Source organism: Microbacterium neungamense (assembly GCF_024971095.1).
GTDB classification, from domain to species: Bacteria; Actinomycetota; Actinomycetes; order Actinomycetales; family Microbacteriaceae; genus Microbacterium; species Microbacterium neungamense.
In genome coordinates, this window is the sequence record NZ_CP069717.1 from 1,133,676 (window position 1) to 1,156,949 (window position 23,274).

21 protein-coding genes and 1 pseudogene are annotated in these 23,274 nt (G+C 71.8%); 14 read left to right on the top strand and 8 right to left on the bottom strand.

Going from position 1 to position 23,274, the window contains the following annotated elements:
* Positions 1-117 precede the first annotated feature (117 nt).
* From leuC to JSY13_RS05440, 6 genes are all read left to right on the top strand, one after another.
* Positions 118-1,620, top strand: coding sequence for a 3-isopropylmalate dehydratase large subunit (leuC, locus tag JSY13_RS05415; RefSeq protein WP_259607993.1), 1,503 nt, complete (start codon positions 118-120; stop codon positions 1,618-1,620).
* A gap of 2 nt (positions 1,621-1,622) precedes the next feature.
* Positions 1,623-2,219, top strand: coding sequence for a 3-isopropylmalate dehydratase small subunit (leuD, locus tag JSY13_RS05420; protein ID WP_259607994.1), 597 nt, complete (start codon positions 1,623-1,625; stop codon positions 2,217-2,219).
* 106 nt (positions 2,220-2,325) lie between these two features.
* The gene (gene murA, locus JSY13_RS05425; protein ID WP_259607995.1) at positions 2,326-3,690 is read left to right on the top strand and encodes a UDP-N-acetylglucosamine 1-carboxyvinyltransferase; all 1,365 of its coding nucleotides are present in this window, start codon (positions 2,326-2,328) and stop codon (positions 3,688-3,690) included.
* Between the two features lie 4 nt (positions 3,691-3,694).
* Positions 3,695-4,444, top strand: a complete 750-nt coding sequence (locus JSY13_RS05430) for a lysophospholipid acyltransferase family protein (RefSeq protein WP_259607996.1) — start codon at positions 3,695-3,697, stop codon at positions 4,442-4,444.
* Positions 4,434-5,576 (top strand): NAD(P)H-dependent glycerol-3-phosphate dehydrogenase, encoded by a 1,143-nt coding sequence (locus JSY13_RS05435; protein WP_259607997.1) that lies wholly within the window; start codon positions 4,434-4,436, stop codon positions 5,574-5,576. Before JSY13_RS05430 ends, JSY13_RS05435 begins: the two co-directional genes overlap by 11 nt.
* Positions 5,476-6,558, top strand: a complete 1,083-nt coding sequence (locus JSY13_RS05440) for a D-alanine--D-alanine ligase family protein (protein WP_259607998.1) — start codon at positions 5,476-5,478, stop codon at positions 6,556-6,558. Before JSY13_RS05435 ends, JSY13_RS05440 begins: the two co-directional genes overlap by 101 nt.
* 64 nt (positions 6,559-6,622) lie before the next feature.
* Here the strand turns inward: JSY13_RS05440 and JSY13_RS05445 are convergent, their stop codons facing one another.
* Together JSY13_RS05445 and JSY13_RS05450 are read right to left on the bottom strand one after the other, a co-directional pair.
* The gene (locus JSY13_RS05445; protein WP_259607999.1) at positions 6,623-6,967 is read right to left on the bottom strand and encodes a GIY-YIG nuclease family protein; all 345 of its coding nucleotides are present in this window, start codon (positions 6,965-6,967) and stop codon (positions 6,623-6,625) included.
* 146 nt (positions 6,968-7,113) lie between these two features.
* Complete coding sequence (locus tag JSY13_RS05450) at positions 7,114-7,590, bottom strand: DUF3515 domain-containing protein (RefSeq protein ID WP_259608000.1); 477 nt, start codon at positions 7,588-7,590, stop codon at positions 7,114-7,116.
* 23 nt (positions 7,591-7,613) lie between these two features.
* Here JSY13_RS05450 and thiL point away from each other — a divergent pair, with 23 nt between their 5' ends.
* Positions 7,614-8,606 (top strand): thiamine-phosphate kinase, encoded by a 993-nt coding sequence (thiL, locus tag JSY13_RS05455; RefSeq protein WP_259608001.1) that lies wholly within the window; start codon positions 7,614-7,616, stop codon positions 8,604-8,606.
* A gap of 18 nt (positions 8,607-8,624) precedes the next feature.
* Here thiL and rsmD read toward each other — a convergent pair whose 3' ends face one another.
* Positions 8,625-9,191 carry a 16S rRNA (guanine(966)-N(2))-methyltransferase RsmD gene (gene rsmD / locus JSY13_RS05460; protein WP_259608002.1) on the bottom strand — a complete coding sequence of 189 codons (567 nt, stop codon included), beginning with the start codon at positions 9,189-9,191 and terminating at the stop codon, positions 8,625-8,627.
* 76 nt (positions 9,192-9,267) lie between these two features.
* On the opposite strand from rsmD, the gene JSY13_RS05465 reads away from it, so the two are divergent.
* The 6 genes from JSY13_RS05465 (at position 9,268) to mutM (ending at position 14,493) form a co-directional block, all read left to right on the top strand.
* Positions 9,268-11,439: an ATP-dependent DNA helicase RecG gene (locus JSY13_RS05465; protein WP_259608003.1), complete on the top strand. Its 2,172-nt coding sequence runs from the start codon at positions 9,268-9,270 to the stop codon at positions 11,437-11,439.
* Positions 11,440-11,576: 137 nt separating this feature from the next.
* Positions 11,577-12,074, top strand: coding sequence for a pantetheine-phosphate adenylyltransferase (gene coaD, locus JSY13_RS05470; protein ID WP_259608004.1), 498 nt, complete (start codon positions 11,577-11,579; stop codon positions 12,072-12,074).
* Between the two features lie 69 nt (positions 12,075-12,143).
* On the top strand, positions 12,144-12,692 hold the full coding sequence (locus JSY13_RS05475) for a YceD family protein (protein ID WP_259608131.1): 549 nt from the start codon (positions 12,144-12,146) through the stop codon (positions 12,690-12,692).
* Between the two features lie 2 nt (positions 12,693-12,694).
* Positions 12,695-12,904: a 50S ribosomal protein L32 gene (rpmF, locus tag JSY13_RS05480; RefSeq protein ID WP_040165203.1), complete on the top strand. Its 210-nt coding sequence runs from the start codon at positions 12,695-12,697 to the stop codon at positions 12,902-12,904.
* 7 nt (positions 12,905-12,911) lie between these two features.
* Positions 12,912-13,607: a ribonuclease III gene (rnc, locus tag JSY13_RS05485; RefSeq protein ID WP_259608005.1), complete on the top strand. Its 696-nt coding sequence runs from the start codon at positions 12,912-12,914 to the stop codon at positions 13,605-13,607.
* Positions 13,600-14,493 carry a bifunctional DNA-formamidopyrimidine glycosylase/DNA-(apurinic or apyrimidinic site) lyase gene (gene mutM / locus JSY13_RS05490; RefSeq protein WP_259608006.1) on the top strand — a complete coding sequence of 298 codons (894 nt, stop codon included), beginning with the start codon at positions 13,600-13,602 and terminating at the stop codon, positions 14,491-14,493. Before rnc ends, mutM begins: the two co-directional genes overlap by 8 nt.
* 36 nt (positions 14,494-14,529) lie before the next feature.
* Here the strand turns inward: mutM and JSY13_RS05495 are convergent, their stop codons facing one another.
* The 5 genes and pseudogenes from JSY13_RS05495 to JSY13_RS05515 all read right to left on the bottom strand — a co-directional run bounded on the left by JSY13_RS05495 (position 14,530) and on the right by JSY13_RS05515 (position 19,165).
* Positions 14,530-15,846, bottom strand: coding sequence for an FtsX-like permease family protein (locus JSY13_RS05495; protein WP_259608007.1), 1,317 nt, complete (start codon positions 15,844-15,846; stop codon positions 14,530-14,532).
* Positions 15,843-16,537: pseudogene (locus tag JSY13_RS05500) on the bottom strand (ABC transporter ATP-binding protein). Before JSY13_RS05500 ends, JSY13_RS05495 begins: the two are co-directional and overlap by 4 nt.
* Positions 16,538-16,649: 112 nt before the next feature.
* Entirely contained in the window at positions 16,650-17,750 is a 1,101-nt protein-coding gene (locus JSY13_RS05505; protein ID WP_259608009.1) for a GNAT family N-acetyltransferase, read from the bottom strand.
* The gene (locus JSY13_RS05510) at positions 17,747-18,844 is read right to left on the bottom strand and encodes a GNAT family N-acetyltransferase (RefSeq protein ID WP_259608010.1); all 1,098 of its coding nucleotides are present in this window, start codon (positions 18,842-18,844) and stop codon (positions 17,747-17,749) included. The genes JSY13_RS05505 and JSY13_RS05510 overlap by 4 nt, the downstream gene beginning before the upstream one ends.
* Positions 18,845-18,856: 12 nt before the next feature.
* Positions 18,857-19,165, bottom strand: coding sequence for a hypothetical protein (locus JSY13_RS05515; RefSeq protein ID WP_259608011.1), 309 nt, complete (start codon positions 19,163-19,165; stop codon positions 18,857-18,859).
* A 534-nt stretch (positions 19,166-19,699) separates the two neighbouring features.
* Here JSY13_RS05515 and smc point away from each other — a divergent pair.
* Positions 19,700-23,212 (top strand): chromosome segregation protein SMC, encoded by a 3,513-nt coding sequence (smc, locus tag JSY13_RS05520; RefSeq protein ID WP_259608012.1) that lies wholly within the window; start codon positions 19,700-19,702, stop codon positions 23,210-23,212.
* Positions 23,213-23,274: the final 62 nt, after the last annotated feature.

Genomic DNA, 23,274 nt, shown 5'->3' on the forward strand with positions numbered 1-23,274 from the left:
CCGCTATGCGGCGGGTGGTTCTCCTTCTTAGCGGCCGCGGCGAGACCTCGATCTAAGGCCTTCCTCGTCGCGGAGTCCGTTGCGGGCCGACACACCGAGCCAGAAGGAACAGACCGCATGACCACGCAGGCGCGACCGCACACCCCCGCCGAGAAGGCCACCAAGCGCACGCTGGCGGAAAAGGTCTGGGACGACCACCTCGTCGTGAAGGGCGAGAACGGCGAGCCCGACCTGATCTACATCGACCTGCACCTGGTGCACGAGGTCACCAGCCCGCAGGCCTTCGACGGCCTGCGCGCCGAGGGGCGCGGCATCCGTCGCCTCGACCTCACGATCGCGACCGAGGACCACAACACCCCCACGCTCGCGATCGACAAGCCGATCGCCGACCCGACCAGCCGCACCCAGATCGAGACGCTGCGGCGCAACGCCGCCGAGTTCGGCGTGCGCCTGCATTCGCTGGGGGATGCCGAGCAGGGCATCGTGCACGTCGTCGGCCCGCAGCTGGGGCTCACCATGCCCGGCATCACGGTGGTGTGCGGCGACTCGCACACCTCCACGCACGGCGCCTTCGGCGCGATGGCGTTCGGCATCGGCACCAGCGAGGTCGAGCACGTCATGGCCACCCAGACGCTGCCGCTGAAGCCGTTCAAGACGATGGCGATCAACGTCGAGGGCGAGCTGAAGCCGGGCGTGACCGCGAAGGACATCATCCTCGCGGTGATCGCGAAGATCGGCACCGGCGGCGGCCAGGGCTACGTGCTCGAGTACCGCGGCAGCGCGATCCGCGCGCTCTCCATGGAGGGCCGCATGACCATCTGCAACATGTCGATCGAGGCCGGCGCCCGCGCCGGCATGGTGGCGCCCGACGAGACCACGTTCGAATACCTGAAGGGACGCCCGCACGCGCCGCAGGGCCAGGACTGGGAGGATGCCGTCGCCTACTGGCGGACGCTGCCCACCGACGAGGGCGCCGTGTTCGACGCCGAGGTCTTCATCGACGCGAACGAGCTCGAGCCGTTCGTGACGTGGGGCACCAACCCGGGTCAGGGCACGTCGCTGTCGGGCTCCGTGCCGCACCCGGCCGATTTCACGGATGCCAGCGAGCGCGCCGCCGCCGAGCGCGCCCTCGAGTACATGGACCTGAAGCCGGGCACGCCGCTGAAGGACGTCGCCGTGGATGCCGTCTTCATGGGCTCCTGCACGAACAGCCGGATCGAGGACCTGCGCGCCTTCGCGTCGATCATCAAGGGCCGCAAGAAGGCCGAGGGCGTCCGCGTCATGGTCGTGCCCGGCTCCGCGCGGGTGCGCCTGCAGGCGGAGGCCGAGGGCATCGACAAGATCGTCACCGACTTCGGCGCCGAGTGGCGCTTCGCCGGATGCTCGATGTGCCTGGGCATGAACCCGGACCAGCTCGCGCCGGGGGAGCGCTGCGCGTCGACCTCGAACCGCAACTTCGAGGGCCGCCAGGGCAAGGGCGGCCGGACGCATCTGGTGTCGCCGCTGGTCGCCGCCGCCACCGCCGTGCGCGGCACGCTCTCCAGCCCGAGCGACCTCGACCCTGCGGACGCTGAGCCCGCCGAAGCGTCCGCGACGTCGACCGAGAAGGTGGGAGCCTGATCATGGAGAAGTTCACCACGCACACCGGCATCGCCGCGCCGCTGAAGCGGTCGAACGTCGACACCGACCAGATCATCCCCGCCGTCTTCCTCAAGCGCGTCACCAAGACCGGCTTCGAGGACGCGCTGTTCCACGCCTGGCGGCAGGACCCCGACTTCGTGCTGAACCAGGAGCCGTTCCGGGGCGCCAGCGTGCTCGTCGCCGGCCCCGACTTCGGCACCGGATCCAGCCGCGAGCACGCCGTGTGGGCGCTGCGCGACTACGGGTTCCGCGTCGTGCTGAGCCCCCGCTTCGCGGACATCTTCCGCGGCAACTCCGGCAAGCAGGGACTGCTGGCCGCGACCGTCTCGGAGGAGGAGATCGAGCGCATCTGGGCGCTGATCGACCAGGAGCCCGGTCGCACGATCACCGTCGACCTCGAGGCGCGGACGGCCACGATCGGCGACTTCCAGGTCGCCATCGGCATCGACGATTACACTAGGTGGCGGCTCCTCGAGGGGCTCGATGACATCGGGCTCACGCTGCGCAACGAAGACAAGATCGCTCAGTTCGAGGCCCGCCGCGAATCGTGGCGGCCACGCACGCTTCCCGTCCGCTAGGCCGGGAGACGGTGTGGGCCGGGGGTCACGAGCCCCAGCGGCATCCGCCGTGAACCACGCAGACGACGCGGCGACCGCCGCGAATGCAGACGAGGAAGAGGCCCGAATGACGACACCCGTGCGCGACGCCGTCCCCGAGGAGATCTCGGTTCCCGCCGGTTCCGTCCTCGCCATCCGCGGCGGCCGTCCGCTGCGGGGCCGCGTGGAGATCAAGGGCGCGAAGAACCTCGCCACGAAGGCGATGGTCGCCTCGCTGCTGGGGGAGACCACCAGCGTCCTGCGCGATGTGCCGGACATCAGCGACGTCGCCGTGGTGCGCTCGCTGCTCGAGGTGCACGGCGTCACCGTGAGCGAGGGCACCGAGCCCGGCTCGCTCGTGCTCGACCCGAGCGACGTCGAGTCGGCGCACATGGAGGAGATCGACGCGCACGCGGGGGCATCCCGGATCCCGATCCTGTTCTGCGGCCCGCTGCTGCACCGTCTCGGCCAGGCGTTCATCCCCGACCTGGGCGGATGCCGGATCGGCGACCGCCCCATCGACTTCCACCTCGACGCGCTGCGCAAGTTCGGCGCGATCGTGGAGAAGCTGCCCAGCGGCATCCGCCTCTCCGCCCCGGACGGGCTCAAGGGGGCGAACATCCACCTGCCGTACCCGAGTGTGGGCGCCACCGAGCAGGTGCTGCTCACCGCCGTGCGCGCCAAGGGCGTCACCGAGCTGCGCAACGCGGCCATCGAGCCCGAGATCATGGACCTGATCGGCGTGCTGCAGAAGATGGGCGCGATCATCTCCTACGAGCCGAACCGGGTCATCCTCATCGAGGGTGTGGAGCACCTGCGCGGCTACGACCACCGCTGCATCTTCGACCGCAACGAGGCCGCGTCCTGGGCGTGCGCCGCGCTGGCGACCGACGGCGAGATCTTCGTCGGCGGCGCCCGCCAGCAGGAGATGCTGACCTTCCTGAACGTGTTCCGCAAGGCCGGCGGCTGGTTCGACGTGAAGGAGGACGGCATCCTCTTCCGCCGTGAGGGCGAGCTGAAGCCGGTCGTCGTCGAGACCGACGTGCACCCCGGGTTCATGACCGACTGGCAGCAGCCGCTCATCGTGGCGCTCACGCAGGCGGCGGGCCGCTCCATCGTGCACGAGACCGTCTACGAGAACCGGTTCGGCTTCACGCAGGCGCTGGTGAAGATGGGCGCCGACATCGTCGTGCACCCGCACGGCCTGCAGGACGGTCCTCGCCGCGTGCCGCGCCGCGAGCTCGAGCAGGCGGCCGTGATCACCGGCCCCACCCCGCTGCACGCGGCCGACATCGTCGTGCCGGACCTGCGCGGCGGGTACAGCCACGTGATCGCGGCTCTGACCGCGAAGGGCGAGTCGCAGGTGTCGGGGGTGGACATCCTCAGCCGCGGCTACGAGAAGTTCCTCGACAAGCTCCAGGCGCTCGGCGCCGACTTCGACGTCGTCCGGTGATCTGATGGCTGCCTCGGAACGGAGCCGGCCCTCTCTCTTCTGGCCGCTGGCGGTGGTCGTCATCCCGATCATCTCCTACCTGGCCAGGATCAGGATCGTCGGCGCGGAGAAGCTGCCCCGCGAGGGCGCGTTCGTTCTCGCCCCCAACCACTACACCGAGTTCGACCCGCTCATCGTGGCGGTCGCGGTGTGGCGGATGAAGCGGCTGCCGCGCTTCATGGCGAAGGACAGCCTGTTCCGCATCCCGGTCGTGGGCTGGATCCTGCGCCGCACCGGCATGGTGCCCGTGGCGCGGGCCTCATCCGCCTCGGCCGCCAAGCAGACGATGGCGCAGTCCCGGGAGCTCGTCGCGCACGGCCGCGGCGTCATCGTCTACCCCGAGGGTACGCTCACCCGCGACCCCGACCTGTGGCCCATGCGCGGCAAGTCGGGGGCGGTGCGGCTGGCGCTGGCCGGCGGCATCCCGCTCATCCCGATGGCGCAGTGGGGCACCCAGCGGATCATGGGCCGGTACCAGAAGGGGATCAGCCTGTGGCCGCCGCGCAAGCCGGTGCAGGTCATCGTCGGCGACCCGATCGACCTCAGCGACCTGCAGGGCAAGGCCGGCGACCAGGCCGCCCTCGCCGAGGCCACCCGTCGTCTGATGGAAGCCATCACCGCCCTGCTCGAGCAGGCACGCGGCGAGAAGGCGCCCCCGGAGCGCTGGAACCCGACCGATCACGGCCAGAAGGAGACCGGACGCCTTGACTCCTAGACGACACAGCACCCCGGCGGGACCGCGGGTCGCGGTCATCGGGGCCGGCAGCTGGGGAACGACGTTCGGCAAGATCCTCGCCGACGGGGGCGCCCAGGTGACGATGTGGGCCCGGCGTCCGGAGCTCGCGCACGAGATCGCCGAGGCCAAGCGCAACTCGAAGTACCTGCCCGGCATCAACCTGCCGCGCACCATGGCCGCGACCCACGAGCTCGCCCGCGCCCTCGACGGCGCCGAGCAGGTGTACCTGTCGGTGCCCAGCCAGTCGCTGCGGGAGAACCTGAAGGCGCTGCGGCCGCTGCTGGAGGGCACCGACTATCCGATCGTGAGCCTGATGAAGGGCGTCGAGCGCACCACCGGGCTGCGGATGAGCCAGGTGATCGAGCAGGAGCTGCGCTGCGATCCGATGCGCATCGCGGTGGCATCCGGACCCAACCTCGCCCTGGAGATCGCCCGCGAGCAGCCCACGGCGGCGGTGATCGCCTCGCGCAGCCAGGAGACGGCGGATGCCGTCGCGCGCACCGCCCGCAACTCGTACTTCCGCTCCTTCGTGAACACCGACGTAATCGGCACCGAGTTCGGCGGGGTGCTGAAGAACCTGATCGCGGTGGCGATCGGCATCGTCGACGGCGTCGGCTACGGCGAGAACACGAAGGCGTCGATCATCACCCGCGGACTGGTGGAGATGACGGACTTCGCGGTCGCCAACGGCGCGCACCCGGAGACCCTGCAGGGCCTGGCCGGCCTCGGCGACCTCATCGCCACCTGCCAGTCGCCGCTGAGCCGCAACAACACCGCCGGCCGGCTGCTCGGCCAGGGGTACAGCTTCCACGACGTGGTCAAGCAGATGGAGCAGACCGCGGAGGGACTGGCCTCGGTCGCGCCGGTGCTGCAGCTGGCGCGGGAGTCGGACGTGTACATGCCCATCGTCGAGCAGGTGAAGATGGTGCTGGACGGCACCATGAACCCGCGCGACATCGCTCCGCACCTGACGACGGACGACGACACCCCGCAGGGGGAGAGGACCAATCTTGGACAGACAGACGGTGGTGGTGCTCTTCGGCGGGCGTTCCAGCGAGCACTCGATCAGTTCCGCAACGGCGGGCGGGGTGCTGGCCGCGATCGATCGTGACCGCTATGCGGTGATCCCGGTCGGGATCACCCGGGAGGGCGCCTTCGTCCTCGAGGAGGACGACCCCGCGAAGTTCGCCCTCGACGCCGCCAAGCTGCCCGAGGTCGTCGACAACGGCACGCGGGTGCGGTGGCCTGAGCCCGGCGGGGATCGGATGCTGCGCGTCGCCGCTCCGGACGGCTCGACCGTCGACCTCGGCGAGGTCGACGTGGTGCTGCCGATCCTGCATGGCACGCACGGCGAGGACGGCACCATCCAGGGCTTCTTCGACACCCTCGAGGTGCCGTACGCCGGCGGCGGCGTGCTCGATTCCGCGCTGTGCATGGACAAGCACTTCATGAAGGTCGCGCTGCAGGCCGCCGGCATCGAGGTCGCCCCCTGGGTGACGGTGCGACGCCGGGCGTGGGAGCGGGATGCCGCCGCGCTGCGCGCCGAGATCGAGGCGCTCGGCATGCCGCTGTTCGTGAAGCCGGCCCGGGCCGGATCGAGCGTCGGCGTGTCGAAGGTGACCGACCCGTCCGAGCTGGACGCGGCCCTCGAGGTCGCGTTCGTGGAGGATGAGAAGGTGCTCGTCGAGACCGGCATCACCGGTCGCGAGATCGAGGTGGCGGTGCTGGAGGGGGCGGATGCCGTGCGCGCGTCGCTCCCGGGCGAGATCGTGCTGACCTCCCGCGGGTTCTACGACTTCGAGGGCAAGTACCTCGGCGGCGACGGCGTGGACGTGGTGTGCCCGGCCTCGCTCACCGAGGCGGAGGTCGCGGCGGTGCAGGATGCCGGCATCCGCGCGTTCGAGGCGGTGGACGGGAAGGGCTTTGCCCGCGTCGACATGTTCCTCACCCCCGAGGGGCGCCTGGTGGTGAACGAGCTGAACACGATGCCCGGGTTCACCCCGATATCGATGTTCCCGAAGTGCTGGATCGCCTCCGGCCTCAGCTACCGCGACCTCATCACCGAGCTCATCGAATCCGCCCTCCACCGCTGACCCCACCCCGTCCCGCTCCCCGTCGTTGCCGCTCCCGGTCGTTGAGCCTGTCGAAGCGTCCCCTTCATCGCTCGGACGCTGAGCTCGTCGAAGCGTCCGCCGTTCCCTCGGCAGTCCCCTTCGAACCCAGCCGTGTTCGTGAGAGTTGCGGCAGCTCATCACCACGCCCGGCCATGAGCACCTCCTTCTTCGTTCGCGACCATCCTTGAACCTGCTTCTCACGACGGAATGCCGCCTCGACGCTGTCGAAGAACTCCGCGTACGCGAGGGTCACGGGGCGCCGCTTGCGCGTGTAGGACGCTGCCCGCTCGTCGTTGTTGTGCTCCCAGACCCGGGCTTCGACGTCGATCGCCGTGCTGCCGGTGTAGTACGTGCCGTCCCTGCAGCGGAGGATGTACATCCATGCCATCGCAGAAGTCTCACGCACGCGAAGCGACGCGAGGGCGTTGAGGTGAGAAGTGTGGAGAACGTTCGCAGTGGCGGGGCGGACGCTTCGACAGGCTCAGCGTCCGTCTGATGTGGGGGCGCTTCGACAGGCGCAGCGTCCGGGGGAGGTCAGCCCTCGGGGAGGGTGTCCGGCGCGATGCAGGAGCGCTCGGCGGGGATCGTCCGCACCGCGGAGACCAGCCCGGCGTTGGTCAGCACCTCGTTCGAGCTGACCCGCTCCGTGTCGACAAACACCTGCACCGCCGGGTCGCGGCCGTAGCTCGTCATCCGCAGCCGTGGCGAATCCGACTCGTCCACGAGCCAGTCGATGCCCTCCAGCGTGACGCACTGCAGCTCCGCGGTCGGTCCGGGCACGGTCACCCCGCAGGACAGGATCACCGCGGTCGGCTCACCCCAGGCGCCGGTCGCCTGGGCATCCGTCCATCGCCGCTCCTGGCCGGCGACCACCTCCGGCAGCCGCACCGTCACCTCCGCGCACGCGGGGTTGTTCGCGTCGTCCGCGGGCTCGAGGTGCACGGTGCTGGAGCATCCGGCCAGGGCGAGCGTCGCGAGCACGCCGAGGACGGCGGCGAAACGACGGAGCATGCATCCAGGCTACCGTTGTGACCATGGCATCCGAACCCGCCGGCGACCCGACCCTCGGCGAGATCTCCGAAGGCGACGTGCTGCGGGCGATCCTCGCGCGCACCGTTCCCGCAGCCCACAGCATCCTCGGCCCCGGCGACGACGCCGCCGTGATCGCCGCCCCCTCCGGCTCGGTCGTCGCCACGACCGACACCCTCGTGCACGGTCCCGACTTCCGGCTCGCCTGGTCGAGCGGATACGACCTCGGCTGGAAGGCCGCCGCCGTCAACCTCGCCGACGTCGCCGCGATGGGCGCCGTCCCCACCGGTCTGCTGGTCGCGCTGGCCGTCCCGCGCGATACCCGCCTGTCGTTCGTCGAGGCCATGGCGGACGGTCTGCGCGACTGCTGCGCGGCGCTCGCGCCCGGCTGCGCCGTCGTCGGCGGCGACCTCACGGTGTCGGACGTGCTCACGATCGCGGTGACCGCGCTCGGCGACCTCGGCGGACGGCCGGCCGTCACCCGCGCCGGCGCGCGTCCCGGCGACGTCGTCGCGGTGGCGGGGGAGATGGGGCTCGCCGCCCACGGACTGTCGCTGCTGTTCGGCCGGTTCCGCGACGGCGAGACGGCCGTGCCGGTCGACCCGTCCCGGCTGGATCCGTCCGAACGGCGGGCGGTCGAGGCGCAGCTGCGCCCCGCGCCGCCGATCGGACTCGGACCGGTCGCCGCGGTCGCCGGCGCGACCGCGATGATGGACGTCTCGGACGGACTCGCCCTCGACGCGTCGCGGATGGCCGCGGCATCCGGTGTCACCATCGCTCTGGAGAGCGACGCCCTCGGCCCGCATCCGGCGCGTGCGCTGGCCGGGGGCGAGGACCACGCTCTGCTCGCCGCCTTCCCCGGCGACATCCTGCCTCCCGGCTTCCGCCGCATCGGCGTGGTGACGGATGCCGGTGCGCACCGGGTGACCTGCGACGGCGAACCCGTGGGCGCCCAGGGCTGGGACCCTTATCGCGACTGGGACGCCGTCGCGGACTGACCCGCCGACGGCGAGTCATCAGGCGACCGGCACCGCCCACCACACCGCGGTGTCGCCGTAGCTCTTCTCGCGGACGATCTCGAGCCCCGCGGCGGCGACGTCCGGCGCGGAGGAACGCCGGGCCCGTTCGATGACGACGACGGCGTGCGCAGACAGCAGCGGCGCGAGGGCGACCAGGTCCCCGGTCATGGCGGCGTCGTCGAGGTCGTACGGCGGGTCGGTGAACACGAGGTCGTAGGCGCCGAGACCGCGCTGCAGAAAGCCCCGCACGGTGGCCTGATGCACCTGCGCCGCCCGGCCGACGCCCATCGACTTCGCCACCGCGGCCGCATTGCGCTTGACGACGAGCGCGGCAGGGCGGGAGCGCTCCACGAGATCCACCGACGCCGCCCCGCGACTCCACGCCTCGAGCCCGAGCGCGCCCGTGCCGGCGTACAGGTCGAGGACCCGGGCGCCGTGCACGGCGTCCATGGATTCCAGCGCCCCGAACAGCGATTCGCGCACGCGGTCGCTGGTGGGCCGGGTGCCGGCGCCGGGGACGTCGAGACGCACGCCGCGGGCCGCTCCGGCGATGATCCTGGTCACCCGGTTCACGATACGGCACCCGTCGCGGGCGGCACCCGCCGCGGGCGGCGTCCGCGCCCCTCTCTAGACTCGGATCATGCCGTTCCAGCTCGACACGCCCCTCGCGCAGGCCGTCGGGGGTGCGCCGTCGAAGACGCTCGAGCGCGCGTTCGGGATGACGACCGTGGGCGACCTGCTCGCGCACTACCCGCGCCGGTACGCCGACCCGGGGGAGCTCACGCCCATCCGCGACCTGCCACTCGGCGAGACGGTCACGATCGTCGCGGAGGTGCTCTCCTCCACGGTGCGGCGGATGCGGAACAAGCCGGGCGCCATGGTCGACGTGCTGATCGGCGACGGCGTCGGCACGATGTCGCTCACCTTCTTCGCGAAGAACATGAACCAGGCGGAGTGGCGCAGCAAGCAGCTCGCTCCCGGGCGCCGCGGCGTGTTCTCCGGCAAGGTGGGCATGTTCCGCGACGTGCTGCAGTTCGCGCATCCGCAGTACGAGCTGTTCGACGACGAGGATGCCGCGCGGCGCAGCGCGGATGCCCGCGCGAACATCCCCATCCCGATCTACCCCGCCACCTCCGCCGTGCAGTCCTGGCAGATCGCGAGCTTCGTCGCGGGCGCGCTCGACGGACTCGGCGACGTGCCCGACCCGGTGCCCGACGAGGTCCGCACCCGCGAGGGCCTGCTGGTCGCGAGGGAGGCGCTCGAGCGCATCCACCGGCCGCGCACCCGCGGCGACATCGACCCGGCGGTGCGCACGCTGCGGATGCACGAGGCGCTCACGCTTCAGGCGGCGCTGCTGCAGCAGCGTGAACGCGTCCGCGCGCTGACGACCGCTCCCCGCGCCTCCGGCACCGGCGGACTGCTGGAGCGCTTCGACGCCGCGCTGCCGTTCACCCTCACTCCGGACCAGCAGGCTGTCGGCGCCGAGATCGCCGAGGACCTCTCCCGCGGCCGCCCCATGAACCGGCTCGTGCAGGGCGAGGTCGGCTCCGGCAAGACGCTCGTGGCGCTGCGGGCGATGCTCCAGGTGGCCGAGTCGGGCGGGCAGTCGGCCCTGATCGCGCCGACGGAGGTCCTCGCCGCGCAGCATCTGCGCTCGATCGTGAAGATGCTCGGCCCCGACCTCGCACCGCAGCTGATGCCGACGCTGCTCACCGGCCAGATGTCGGCGCCGGAACGACGGCGGGCCGCGCTGCGCGTCGCCTCCGGCCAGGCGCTCATCGTCGTCGGCACGCACGCGCTGCTCGCCGACCGCACGACCTTCGCCGACCTCGGTCTCGTCGTCGTCGACGAGCAGCACCGCTTCGGCGTGGAGCAGCGGGAGGCGCTGCGCGCGAAGGGCACCAGCCCGCATGCGCTGGTGCTCACCGCCACGCCCATCCCGCGCACGGTCGCCATGACGGTGTTCGGCGACCTGGACACTTCCGTGATCCGGTCGATGCCGGCCGGGCGCGCCGGCATCCAGACACACGTCGCCCCGCTCGCGGACCATCCCAACTGGTTCCAGCGGGTGTGGGCACGGGCGGGGGAGGAGATCGCGCAGGGGCGCCAGGTGTTCGCCGTGTGCGCGGCGATCGACACCGCCCGCGACACAGTGGAGGCCGACGACGCGCCGCCGCCGGATGCGGAGGGCCGAGGCCCCCGCTGGGGAGTGGTGCAGCTCGACGAAGCGCTCGGCACGCATCCCACGCTGTCCCAGGTGCGCCGGGCGGTGCTGCACGGGCGGATGGCGTCGGAGGAGAAGGATGCCGTGATGCAGGCGTTCGCTCGCGGGGACATCGACCTGCTCATCGCGACCACCGTGATCGAGGTCGGCGTCGACGTGCCGAACGCCTCCACCATGATCATCCTCGACGCCGACCGCTTCGGGGTCTCCCAACTGCATCAGCTGCGCGGCCGCGTCGGCCGCGGATCCGTGCCGGGACTCTGCCTCCTCGTCACCGAGGCCGAGGCGGGGACGCCCGCGCGCGAGCGCGTGGAGGCGGTCGCCGCCACCCTGGACGGCTTCGAGCTCGCGGAGGTGGACCTGCAGCTGCGCGGCGAGGGCGACGTGCTCGGCGCCACGCAGTCCGGCACGCGCTCGTCGCTGCGTCTGCTACGCGTGGTGAAGGATGCCGGGCTGATCGCGCAGGCCCGCGACATCGCGCGGGACATCCTCACCGCCGACCCGACGCTGGAACGCCACGCCGGCCTCCGCGACGCGATCGAGCGCCGCGTCACCGAGGACGACCGCGCCGCTCTCGGCAAGAACTGAGCTCGGCTGGACCTGAGCGCTCGGCAGGAACTGAGCGCTCGGCCGGGACTGGCGCGCGGGCCGCACTCAGCGGGCGCCGAGGGTGCGGTGTCCTAGGCTGGGGGGATGCGATGCACCGAGCGAACGAGGGAGTGGCAGTGAACAGCAGGATCGCCGTCGTCCCTGGCTCCTTCGATCCGCCCACGCTGGGGCATCTGGATGTCATCCGGCGTGCCGCCCGGCTGTACGACGAGCTGCACGTCCTCGTCGTGCACAACCCGGGCAAGCAGGCGATGCTCCCGATCGCGCAGCGGCTCAGCCTGCTGGAGCAGTCGATCGCGGATGCCGGCCTGGAGGGGCACATCATCGTCGGCTCGTGGAGCATGGGCCTGCTCGTCGACTACGCCCGCGACGTCAACGCCGGAGTGCTCGTCAAGGGCATCCGCTCGCAGGTCGACGTCGCCTACGAGTCGCCGATGGCGATCGTGAACCGGCACCTCGCCGACATCGAGACCGTGTTCCTGCTGCCCGACCCCGCGCACGCCCTCGTCTCCAGCTCGCTGGTGCGCCAGGTGGCGTCCCTGGGCGGTGACGTTTCGCCGTTCGTGCCGCCCGCGGTCGCGGCGTTCCTGGACACCGGCGCCCGCGGCCTCTGACACCGCCGCAGCCGACGGCACGGCCCGCTGCCAGGTGCAGGCCGGTAGCATGGCGGGGTGAAATCCCGACTGAACGGCCCCTTCGTCCTCCCCGTCCGCGACATCGTTCGCAAGCCGGGCGAGATGCGCGAGCACCGCTTCCAGGTGACCCTCGCCGAGCAGTGGGGTGAGGGCATCGTCTCCGTCGAGGCGGGGGAGACCGTCGACCTCGACGTCCGCCTGGAGTCGGTGCACGAGGGCATCCTCGTCTCCGGAACCGCCGATTCCGACTACGTCGGCGTGTGCGGACGCTGCCTCACCGACATCACCGCGCCCGTCGAAGTCGAGTTCCAGGAGCTTTTCGCGTATCCTGGTGAGGAAGAAACTGACTTCGAGGTTCAAGACGACCACGTGGATCTTGAAACTCTCGTCAGGGATGCGATCGTGTTGTCGCTTCCATTTCAGCCGGTGTGTCAGCCGGACTGCCCGGGTCTCGACCCGAACACGGGTGAGAAGCTGACCGGAAGCGCCGGAGCAGAGAGCACCGCTCCCATCGATCCTCGATGGAGCGCGCTCCGACAGATCACAGACCAGGACGGCGAGGCAGATGGCCGCGCCGCCGAGAAAGAAGAGAGCTAGTCATGGCTGGTAACCCCCCGAAGCGCAAGGTCTCCCGTTCCAACACCCGCTCGCGTCGCGCGCAGTGGAAGGCCGAGGCCCCCGCGCTCGTGAAGACCGTGGAGAACGGCAAGGTCGTCTACAGCCGTCCGCACCAGGCGAAGGTCGTCACCGACTCGCAGGGCACCGAGCTCTTCCTCGAGTACAAGGGCCGCAAGGTCGCCGACATCTGATCTCCCCATGGTGACCGAGGTCCCCGCGGGGGAGAGGCCTCTCACCGAGAAGCTGGGCGTCGCGATCGACGAGCAGCTCCTGGGACGAGCTCTGACGCACCGTTCGTATGCCTACGAGCATGGCGGCATCCCGCACAACGAGCGCCTGGAGTTCCTCGGCGACTCCGTGCTGGGTCTCGCCGTCACGGTGATGCTGTTCACGACCTATCCCGACCTCGACGAGGGCGAGCTGGCCAAGCGGCGCGCGAGCGTCGTGTCCACGGTCGCCCTCGCCGAGGTCGCAAGGGGCATCGGTCTGGGCGCCCACCTGCGCCTCGGACGCGGTGAGGAGCTCACCGGGGGTCGTGACAAGGATTCGATCCTCGCCGACACCATGGAGGCCGTGTTCGGTGCCGCATACCTGTCGGCGGGTCCGGATGCCGCGACCGAGCTGGTGCTCCGGCTGACCGAGCCGCTGCTGGCGAACCCGGAGCGGTACGGCGCGGCCATGGATCCGAAGACCAGCCTGCAGGAGCTCGCGGCGCGGCTGGGCGCGCCGCCGCCGGTGTACTCGGTGGCATCCGACGGCCCCGACCACAACCGCGTGTTCACCGCCACCGTGACGGTCGGCGACGTGGTCTCCACGGGTGAGGGCACCAGCAAGAAGACGGCCGAGATGGCCGCGGCGCTCAGCGCGTGGCGCACGCTCAGCGAACGTGCCTGAGCTCCCCGAGGTCGAGGTCGTCCGCGCCGGCCTCGCACCCGCCGTCGTCGGCGCCCGCATCGAGGCCGTCGAGGTGCTCGACGAGCGCGCCCTCACCCGGCATCCGGCCGGCGCCGCGGACTTCGTCCGCCGGCTCGAGGGCACCGGCATCCTCGGCGCGGCGCGCCGCGGCAAGTTCCTGTGGATGCCCCTCGAAGGCGGGGGTGCGGCACTGATGACGCATCTCGGCATGAGCGGCCAGATGCTGCTGCGCACACCGGATGCCCCGCGCGAGCGGCACGAGCGCATCCGGATGCACATCGCGCACCCCGCGCACGGCGAACTCGCCGTGGTGTTCAGCGACCAGCGCACCTTCGGCTCCCTCGCCGTGGACGAGCTGCGGGACACCCCGGACGGCGCGCCGGGCGGTTTCGGCAGCGACCTCGCCCGCATCCCCGCGCAGGCCGCCCACATCGCGCGCGACCCGCTCGATCCGGCCTTCCACGATGCGGCGTTCACGATCGCGGCGCGCCGACGGTCGAGCGCGATCAAGCGCATCCTGCTCGACCAGACCCTCGTCAGCGGCATCGGGAACATCTACGCCGACGAGTCGCTGTGGGCCGCGCGCATCCACCCCGAGACGTCCGGCGGCAGGCTGTCGGCGCAGGCCGTCGGGCGCCTGCTCGGCGAGGTGCGGCTCGTGCTGCAGAAGGCTCTCGCCGAGGGCGGCACCAGCTTCGACGCCCAGTACGTGAACGTGAACGGGCAGGCGGGTTACTTCGCACACTCGCTGAACGCCTACGGCCGCGGTGGCCGGCCGTGCCCGCGGTGCGGCGGCCCGATCCGGCGGGAGGCGTTCATGAACCGGTCGTCGCACTACTGCCCGAGGTGCCAGCGGAGGCGCTAGAGGCGCGGCGTGCCGCAGACCTCACCCGCCCCGCCGTCACGCGAAAGCCCTCGCCAGCATCGGCCGCGTCGCCAGCGTGCTCAGCCCGACGACCGCGATCCCGGCGGCCAGCACGAGTGCGATCGTGAGCAGCGACACCGGCGCGACGATCAGCGCGATCCCGAGCAGCGGGAACACCACCACGCCGGCGCACAGCGCCGAGCCGAGTGCGGTGACCACGAGCGGTGACATGATGGCCCGCCGCCGCGCGGCATCCACCGTCCGCAGGGGCACCCCGAGCTGATGCAGGCTGTGGTGCAGCGGACGCTGGTCGAGCACGTCCGCCGCCTGGGTGACGCCCACCGAGGCCGCGACCATGAGGAACGACCCGACCAGCGTGATGTTCAGCCCCGTCCGCATGTCCGGCACCAGCGTCAGATCCTGCGCGGACGCGCCCTCCGCGCTCATGGTGCTCATCAGCGAGACGCCCGTGCCGGCGAACACGGCCATGAAGCTCGCCATCGCGATGGCGCCGACCTGCCGCCACGCGGCCTTCGGCGCGTCCAGCACGGTGCGGGCCGCGAGCAGGCGCTCCGGCGTCTGCGCACGGCGGGCCTGCCGGGTCGCGATCGCCGTCAGCACCCACGGCCCGATGAGGTTCAGCAGCGCCAGCGTGCCGCCGAACAGCACCGCGAGCACCGCGGCGATCGACACCGCCGCCGCGATCGCCGGCACCGACTGGGCGAGGAGCACCGCGAGCCCGAGGAGCGCCGCGCCTGCGACAGCACGGAGCCAGTGCACGGATGCCGGCTGCGCCCGCGTCCGCACGCCCAGCGGCGAGATCACCACACGACGCAACCCGAGCACCGCGCTGACCGCGGCGAGAAGCACGGCCCCGGCGCAGACGGCGAGCATCGCCGGGGCGCCGAGCAGCACGGCGTCCAGCCCGAGCGCTTCGCCGCGGAACGGGATGAGAGCGATCGCAGGCGCCAGCGCGAGGTGACCGAGCACCCCCGCGAGGGCGCCGATCGCGGCGACGAGGGTCGACTCGAGGACGGTGAGCGTCGCCACGCCGGCCGGGGTCATGCCGAGCAGACGCAGCGTCGACAGCCGCTCGTCCCGCCGCCGTGCCGAGAGACGCGCCGCCGCGCCGCCGAGCGAGGCGAGCGGCACGACGAGCAGCACCAGCGCCACCGCCGCCAGCGCCTGGTAGATGAGCGCGTCGTCGTGGTCCCAGCGCCAGAACGCCTGCGCGCCGCCGACGACGGTCAGCACCAGCGTCGTCACGACGGCGAAGGCGGATGCCGGAATGACCAGGGTCGCGGTGTTGCCGGGCTCGGGGCGGAGCAGCATCCGCAGCACGGAGAGGTTCACGCCGCCACCTCCGCCCCGGCCATGACGCCGTCCCGCATCGACACCGTGCGACCGCACCGCGCGGCCACCTGCGGGTCGTGCGTGACGACGATCGCGTCCGCCCCTGTCCGGTCGTCGACCAGAGCAGGGCGTCCATCACCTCGGCGGAGGTGTGCGAATCCAGGGCGCCGGTCGGCTCGTCCGCGAAGATCAGCTCCGCCCCGGTGACCTGCGCTCGCGCGATCGCGACGCGTTGCGCCTGCCCGCCGGACAGCTCGACGATGCGGCGATCCTCCATGCCGGCCAGGCCGAGCGCCTGCAGCCAGGAGGCCGCGTGCGGCACCGCCTCCTGGCGCTTCATGCCGTTGATCATCAGCGCCAGCGCCACGTTCTCGATCGCGGTGAGCTCCGGGATCAGCAGTCCCTGCTGGAACACGAACCCGAACCTGTCCCGCCGCAGCCGTGACCGGGCGCTCTCCGACAGCGACGCCACCTCGACCGGCGCGCCGCCCGCCGGGGCAAACGTCACCGCACCGCCGTCCGGCACGATGATTCCGGCCAGAACGTGCAACAGCGTCGTCTTCCCCGACCCGGAGGCGCCCATGATCGCCACGGACTCGCCGCGCGCGACGATGACATCGACGCCGCCGAGCGCGCGGGTGGGGCCGTAGCTCTTCCGAAGGGATCGTGCATGCAGGACGGTGTCGTTCATACCTCCAGCGTCCTCCGGGCCCCCGATCCGGGTCATCGCACCAGCGGATGATCCCGGACCGGAGGCGTCATCCCCGGGGATGACTCCGGTGCGGCTCGACGACCGCGCCGTTTCAGGACAGGCGCTTCTGCCAGGCGCCGGTATAGGAGACCGGCACGAAGCCCAGCGCCTCGTTGATGTCCAGCATCGGGCGGTTCTCCTCCGCGTTGAAGGTGGACACCTTCGGCGACGCCGGGGCGATCGAGCGCCAGCGCAGCAGGTTTGCGCACTTCACGATGGTGCCGAGCCGGTGCCCGCGATGCTCCTTGCGCACCAGGGTGCCGAACTGGTGGGTGACGCCGGTGAGGTCGGGGCCGATCACGAGCTCGTTGTAGGCCACGAGCGCGCTGGTCGGGACGTGCTGCACGGCCGCGACCGACACCGTCTGGCCGCTGTCGGCGAACCGGCGGTCGCGGCGGCGGACGCGCGCCGCATCCCAGCGCTCCTCGTCGATGGCGAGATCGCCGCTGGGCACATCGGTGGCCAGCCGCGACAGCACCTGGGCGTACCCGTCCTGGTGCTCGGGCGGCGTGGGCAGGGTCCAGGCGACCACGCGGTAGTCCGGCCCGGCGGATGCCAGGGCGGATGCCAGACGCTTCTCCAATCCGGCGGTGTCGCCCTGCAGATCGAACTCGCTGTTGCGTTCCACCTGCTCGAGCCGGTACCCGGCGCTCTCCAGCGTCTCGCTCAGTTCGGTGGCGGCGACCCGTCCCCAGCCGGTCGCAGGGATCAGCGTTCGATCGGCCGAGCCCGGTCGGTGCAGCGTCCACGTCTGCAGGCTTGTGCGCCCGCGGCGCCGAGCCTCGTCCTCGAGGGCGGCCAGAAGCGCGGCGGCGGCACGCGGGCCCCACGCCGTACTCCAGGCGTCCGGCTCGATCAGCACGTCGGACTCGCCCGTGGTGGACCCGTCCTCCTGGGCGAGGGTCATGCTGGCGACCCCGACCAGTCGTCCCTGCCGGCGGGCGACGAAGCCCAGCTGCAGCCGGTCCGTCGCGTCCAGCCAGTCCGGCAGCATCTCCTGAGCGCTGGGCGCCAGCTCCGGAAGGCCGGCGTCGTGGGCGCACACGCGGCGGTTCAGCTCCGCGTAGGCGAGGAAGTCGGCGGCGTCGGCGGCGTCCAGCGCCGCCGGGACGGTCAGCGGCGCGATCGTGAGCTCCTCGGCGAGCGTGGTCATGTCAGTTCCTTCTTCCAGGCGCCTTCGTAGGCGATCGGGGTGAAGCCGATGGCTTCGTTGATGGAGAGCATGGGCCGGTTCTCCTCGGCGTTGGCGGTGATCACGTACGGCGACTCCGGGAAGCGCTCGCGCCAGGTCAACAGGCCGGCGGTCTTCACGAGCATTCCCAGCCGGCGGCTGCGGTGCTCGGCGAGCACGAGGGTGTCCTCCTGCTGCGTGGCGGTGGTGTGGTCGGCGGTGATGGCGAGCTCGTTGAACGCGCACAGACGACCCGTCGCCACCTCCTCGGCGGCGGTCACGAGCACCGAGGAGCCGCGGACCGCGTACAGGTCGTCGTGCCGGCGCACGCGGTCGGCGTCCCACGCCTCGGCCGGCATGTCCAGATCCGCATCCGGCACGTCGGTGGACATGCGCGACTTTAACAGCGCGTAGCCGTCGAGCCGTGCCGGCGGTGTCGGAAGCATCCACTGCACGATGCCGTATCCGGGCGCGTGGGAGCGCGCCTCGTCCAGGAGCCGCTGCAGGTGCGCGACGCTGTCGCCGGTCCAGATGAAGCGGCTGATCCGCTCGACCTGCTCCAGTCGGTAGCCGTGCCGCAGCAGGAACCGGGCCGCGTGGTCGTGGGGTACCGATCCGTACCCGGTGGGCGACGGGAGACGGTCGACGTCCGCCCCGGCGGTCTCGGCGTGCTCGGTCCAGTTCAGCAGCCTCCGGACCCCGGCGGCGCGCAGCTCCGCTTCGACGTGCGCGAGGACGGCGCCGCCGATGCCCTGATCCCAGACCCGGCGGAGGAGGGCGATGCCGATCATGCCGGTGTCGCCGCCGTCGTCCAGCAGGATCGTGGTGGCGCAGCATCCGACGATCTCGCCGTCCTGCTCGACGTACCACTGCCGGCGGCGCTGCTCCGGGGTGGAGCGCAGCATCGGCAGCAGGGATTCGGCGGTGCGGAACGCGTCGGTGCGCCCCGTGGTCTCGTGCAGCGACGTGTTGCGCACGTCGGCGTACGCGCGGATGAGCGGGGTGGGCCCCGCGTCCGCCCGAGCCGGAAGCTCGAGCGGACGCAGGGTCGCCCCGGCGGGAAGCGGAACGATCACGGCGTCCTTCTCTCAGCGCAGCTGACGCTGCAGGTCGTAGGTGAGCAGGATCATCGCCTCGCGCTGGCTGAGGGCGAGGCGCGCGCTCTCGTGCCGCTCCGCGTGCTCCTGCACGCGGATCTCCTGCCGCTGGACGGCACGGATGCTGCGCTGCAGCCAGAGACCGATGCGAAGGGTGAGGCGCTCGGCGGGCGTCAGCCGCTGCCGATCGTCCCGGTCGGGGATGGTGAGGATCTGACGATCCCCGGTATCCGGCGGGTGGGTCGTGCTCCGGTTGAGCCGCCCGGTGGTGTCGTCCAGGGAACGCACGGTGGTGTTCACGATGTGTCCTTCAGGTGGTGATGGGTGCGAGAGGTCGCAGACGGATGCCGAGGTGCGCCGGAACGGCGGTCGCCGGGCATCCGGGGGAAGGCCCTGAGGCGACCGCAGCGGATGCGGAGCGCCCGGTGGGCGGGGAGGGCGGCCGCTCAGAAGGCGGACGCGCGGATCGGTGTCCGGACGAGAGATCCGGAGACGGTCGGGCGGCGGTGGTGCGCTGCTAGCAAACGGTGCTGAGCGCGTGGAGGCCGCGGACGCCGGCGGAGGTCACCGCGAGCGCACGGTATCGCGCTGTCACGTGCGTCGCGTTCCAGCCGGTGTGGCGGGCGTCGAGCTTCGTGATCATCATCGGTTACCTCCTTTCAGGCGATCGAGCAGTCACGCTAGCGGGGTTTCCGTCGGCGCGTCAAGCATCCTCATGATTCATCGGCGTGTCGGAAGCTGCGCGAACAGGCTCCCGCCCGCGCGGGATCCCGGCCCGGGACGGCCGTTCGGGTAGCGTATGCACGTGATTCTCCCGATCGTGAAGGCGCCGGCATGCACCTGAAGAGCCTGACGTTGAAGGGCTTCAAGTCCTTCGCGCAGCCCACGACCTTCGTCTTCGAACCCGGGGTCACCTGCATCGTCGGGCCCAACGGCTCCGGCAAGTCGAACGTCGTCGACGCGCTCGCCTGGGTGATGGGGGAGCAGGGAGCCAAGACCCTGCGCGGCGGCAAGATGGAGGACGTCATCTTCGCCGGCACCTCCACGCGCGGACCGCTCGGGCGCGCCGAGGTGCAGCTCACGATCGACAACAGCGACGGCGCGCTGCCGATCGAGTACTCCGAGGTGACGATCAGCCGCACCCTGTTCCGCAACGGGTCCAGCGAGTACGCCATCAACGGCTCCAACTGCCGGCTGCTGGACGTGCAGGAGCTGCTCAGCGACTCCGGCCTGGGGCGGGAGATGCACGTCATCGTCGGTCAGGGCCGGCTGGACACCGTGCTGCAGGCCTCGCCCGAGGACCGCCGCGGGTTCATCGAGGAGGCCGCCGGCATCCTCAAGCACCGCCGCCGCAAGGAGAAGACCCTCCGCAAGCTCGAGGCGATGGAGACCAACCTCACCCGCCTCAGCGATCTCGCCGGCGAGATCCGGCGTCAGCTGAAGCCGCTGGGGCGCCAGGCGGAGATCGCCCGCGAGGCGCAGACCATCGCCGCCGTGGTGCGCGACGCGAAGGCGCGCCTGTTCGCCGACGACGTGGTCGCGCTGCGGACCGCACTCGCCGATCACACCCGCACCGAGCACGAGCGCCACACCGAGCGGCTGGTGCTGTCCGAGCAGCTCGACGGAGTGCGCGCCGCCATCCAGCGGCTCGAGCGCGAGCAGAACTCCGCCGCCGTGGACGAGGCGCGCCGCGTCGCCTTCGGCCTCGAGCAGGTGCAGGAGCGGATGCGGGGGCTGTTCACGCTCGCGAACCAGCGCCTCGCGCTGCTGGGCTCCGAGGACGACGACGCCGTCACCGCCATCACGGTCACGCAGGACACCATCGACGAGGCGAAGGCGGAGATCTCGCGGATCTCGGAAGGGCTCGGCGACGCACAGGATGCCGCGGCGCAGGCCAGCCGCGAGGTGATGCAGGCCCGTGCCGAGCTGGACACCCTCGACGTGGACATCGCCGAGCAGAGCGCCCTCGTCTCCGAGTACGACATGCGGCTGACCGCCCTGCGCGGCAACGCCGACGCCGCGGCATCCGCCCTCGCCGCCGTCCGCGGCGCGGTGCTGCGGCAGGAGAACGCCCTGGAGGCCGCGCACACCCGGCGTCGGGAGGCCGCGGAGGCGCTCGAGGCCATCGAGGACGCCGAGGCACCGGAGGGAACCGCGGCCGAGCACGCGGCCGCCTACGAGGACGCGCAGAAGCGTCTCACCGCGGCGGAGGCCGAGCGCGACGCGCTCCGCGAGCGGCTGCACGAGGCGGAGCGCGAGGCGGATGCCCTCACCGCCAAGGCCGCGGCGCTGAGCAGCGCCCTGGCGCTCTCGGGCGGCGCGGCCGAGATCGTCGCGAACGGCGGGAGCGGCGTGCGCGGACTGGTCGGCGACGCCGTCCAGGTGCGGGCGGGCTTCGAGGCGGCCGTCGCCGCGGTGCTCGGCCCGCTCGCGGAGGGCGTGCTGGTGGACCGCGCCGAAGACGCGTTCGCTCTGGTCGCCGGCGCCCGCGGGATGGTCGACTTCGTGATCGCGGAGGCCGGCGCAGCTTCGCCGTCGCTGCCGGAGATCCCCGGCACCGTCCCGGCGGTCGAGGTCGCCACCGCTCCGCCGGGGGTTCAGGCGATCCTGTCCCACGTGCTGGTCGCCGACGACCTGGATGCCGCCCGCCGCGCCCACGCCGCGCTGACCGCGGCGGGGGACGGGACGACCACGATCGTGACGCGGACGGGCGAGGTGGTCACCGCGCACACCGTCCGCGCCGGTTCCGGCGAGACGTCCCGCCTGGAGCTGGCCGCGGAGCGGGATGCCGCGGCCGAGCGTCTCGACGAGGTCCGCGTCATCGTCGACAGCCTCCGCGAGGCGCGCACCGAGGCCACCGAACGGGTCGAGGAGACACGGCGCGAGGCGAAGGAGGCCCTGCGCGCGCTGCGTGAGCACGATGCGGCCCTCGCCGCCCACGCCGAGCAGGTGAACCGGATCACGGTGCGGCATGAGGCGGCGGTCGCCGAGTGTGAGCGTCTCGAGGCCGGGCTTCGTCAGGCGCAGTCGGCGGTGGCGGATGCCGAGGCGGCGGCTGCGAGGGCGAAGGCCGAGCTCGAGGAAGCCGAGTCCACGCCGCGCCCCGTGCTTGACGCCTCCGCACGGGACGGGCTGCTGGAGGCGCTCGAGGCCGCGCGGGAGGGCGAGGTGCGCGCGCGGCTGGAGATCGAGACGCTCCGCGAGCGGGTGCGGGCCGCGCAGGCCCGGGTCGCCGCTCTGGAGCGTCAGCGCGAGCAGGAGCGGGCCGCCGCCGAGGAGGCCGCCCGCCGTGCGGTGATCCGCCGGGCGCAGCGCGCGGCCGCATCCGGCGTGGCCGAGGAGCTGCCTCGGGTGCTCGACTCGCTCGACCGTTCGGTCACCGAGGCGCGCGTCGCCCTCGCGGAGGCTGAGGCGGCGCGCAGCGCGCACAACGAGGAGCTCACCGCCTTGCGCGCGCAGGAGACCTCGCTGCGCGAGCGGCTCGCCGGCCTCACCGAGAGTGTGCACGGCCTCGAGCTGCAGATCCACGAGAAGAAGCTGCACCTGAACAGCCTGCTGGAGCGGGTCGCCTCCGAGCTCGCCCTCGATGAGGACGTTCTCGTCGCGGAATACGGCCCTGATCAGCCGGTTCCTCGCGACCCGGGTGCCGAGGACGGCTCCGAGGACACCGCGATCCCGTTCGATCGGCGGATCCAGGAGCGACGCCTGAAGGACGCCGAGCGCAAGCTCGCGCAGCTCGGCCGGGTGAACCCGCTCGCCCTGGAGGAGTTCGCCGCGCTCGAACAGCGGCACGCCTTCCTCACCGAGCAGCTCGCGGACCTGACCAAGACCCGGCAGGACCTGCTCACGATCATCGCCGAGCTCGACGAGCGGATGCAGACGATCTTCGCCGCGGCGTTCGAGGACACCAAGCAGGCGTTCGGCGAGGTCTTCCCGCTGCTGTTCCCGGGCGGCTCCGGCAGCATCTCGCTCACGAACCCGGACGACATGCTCACCACCGGCATCGAGGTCGCGGTGCGGCCGGTCGGCAAGAAGATCGAACGGCTGTCGCTGCTCTCCGGCGGCGAGCGGTCGCTGGCGGCGGTGGCTCTTCTCGTGGCGATCTTCAAGGCGCGGCCGAGCCCGTTCTACATCCTGGACGAGGTCGAGGCCGCGCTCGACGATGCCAACCTGGGGCGTCTGCTGACGGTTTTCGAGCAGCTGCGGGAGAGCTCGCAGCTGCTGATCATCACGCACCAGAAGCGCACCATGGAGATCGCCGACGCCCTCTACGGGGTGTCCATGCGGCAGGACGGCGTCTCCGCCGTGGTCGGCCAGCGGGTCGGCGACCGCGCCGCCGCCTCCTGACCCCCGCCTCCCGACCCCGCCGAGTCCCGACCCCCGCCGCCGCCCGCTCGTCGAGCGCCCTT

What these genes read in the sequence shown, in the direction of transcription:
- leuD (WP_259607994.1), top strand. Translation starts at nt 1,623, where the DNA reads ATGGAGAAGTTCACCACGCACACCGGCATCGCCGCGCCGCTGAAGCGG.
- rpmF (WP_040165203.1), top strand. Translation starts at nt 12,695, where the DNA reads ATGGCTGGTAACCCCCCGAAGCGCAAGGTCTCCCGTTCCAACACCCGC.
- JSY13_RS05505 (WP_259608009.1), bottom strand. Translation starts at nt 17,750, where the DNA reads ATGACCACGCTCGCCGAGGAGCTCACGATCGCGCCGCTGACCGTCCCG.
- leuC (WP_259607993.1), top strand. Translation starts at nt 118, where the DNA reads ATGACCACGCAGGCGCGACCGCACACCCCCGCCGAGAAGGCCACCAAG.
- JSY13_RS05450 (WP_259608000.1), bottom strand. Translation starts at nt 7,590, where the DNA reads ATGCTCCGTCGTTTCGCCGCCGTCCTCGGCGTGCTCGCGACGCTCGCC.
- smc (WP_259608012.1), top strand. Translation starts at nt 19,700, where the DNA reads ATGCACCTGAAGAGCCTGACGTTGAAGGGCTTCAAGTCCTTCGCGCAG.
- thiL (WP_259608001.1), top strand. Translation starts at nt 7,614, where the DNA reads ATGGCATCCGAACCCGCCGGCGACCCGACCCTCGGCGAGATCTCCGAA.
- murA (WP_259607995.1), top strand. Translation starts at nt 2,326, where the DNA reads ATGACGACACCCGTGCGCGACGCCGTCCCCGAGGAGATCTCGGTTCCC.
- JSY13_RS05445 (WP_259607999.1), bottom strand. Translation starts at nt 6,967, where the DNA reads ATGGCATGGATGTACATCCTCCGCTGCAGGGACGGCACGTACTACACC.
- JSY13_RS05430 (WP_259607996.1), top strand. Translation starts at nt 3,695, where the DNA reads ATGGCTGCCTCGGAACGGAGCCGGCCCTCTCTCTTCTGGCCGCTGGCG.
- rnc (WP_259608005.1), top strand. Translation starts at nt 12,912, where the DNA reads ATGGTGACCGAGGTCCCCGCGGGGGAGAGGCCTCTCACCGAGAAGCTG.
- JSY13_RS05465 (WP_259608003.1), top strand. Translation starts at nt 9,268, where the DNA reads ATGCCGTTCCAGCTCGACACGCCCCTCGCGCAGGCCGTCGGGGGTGCG.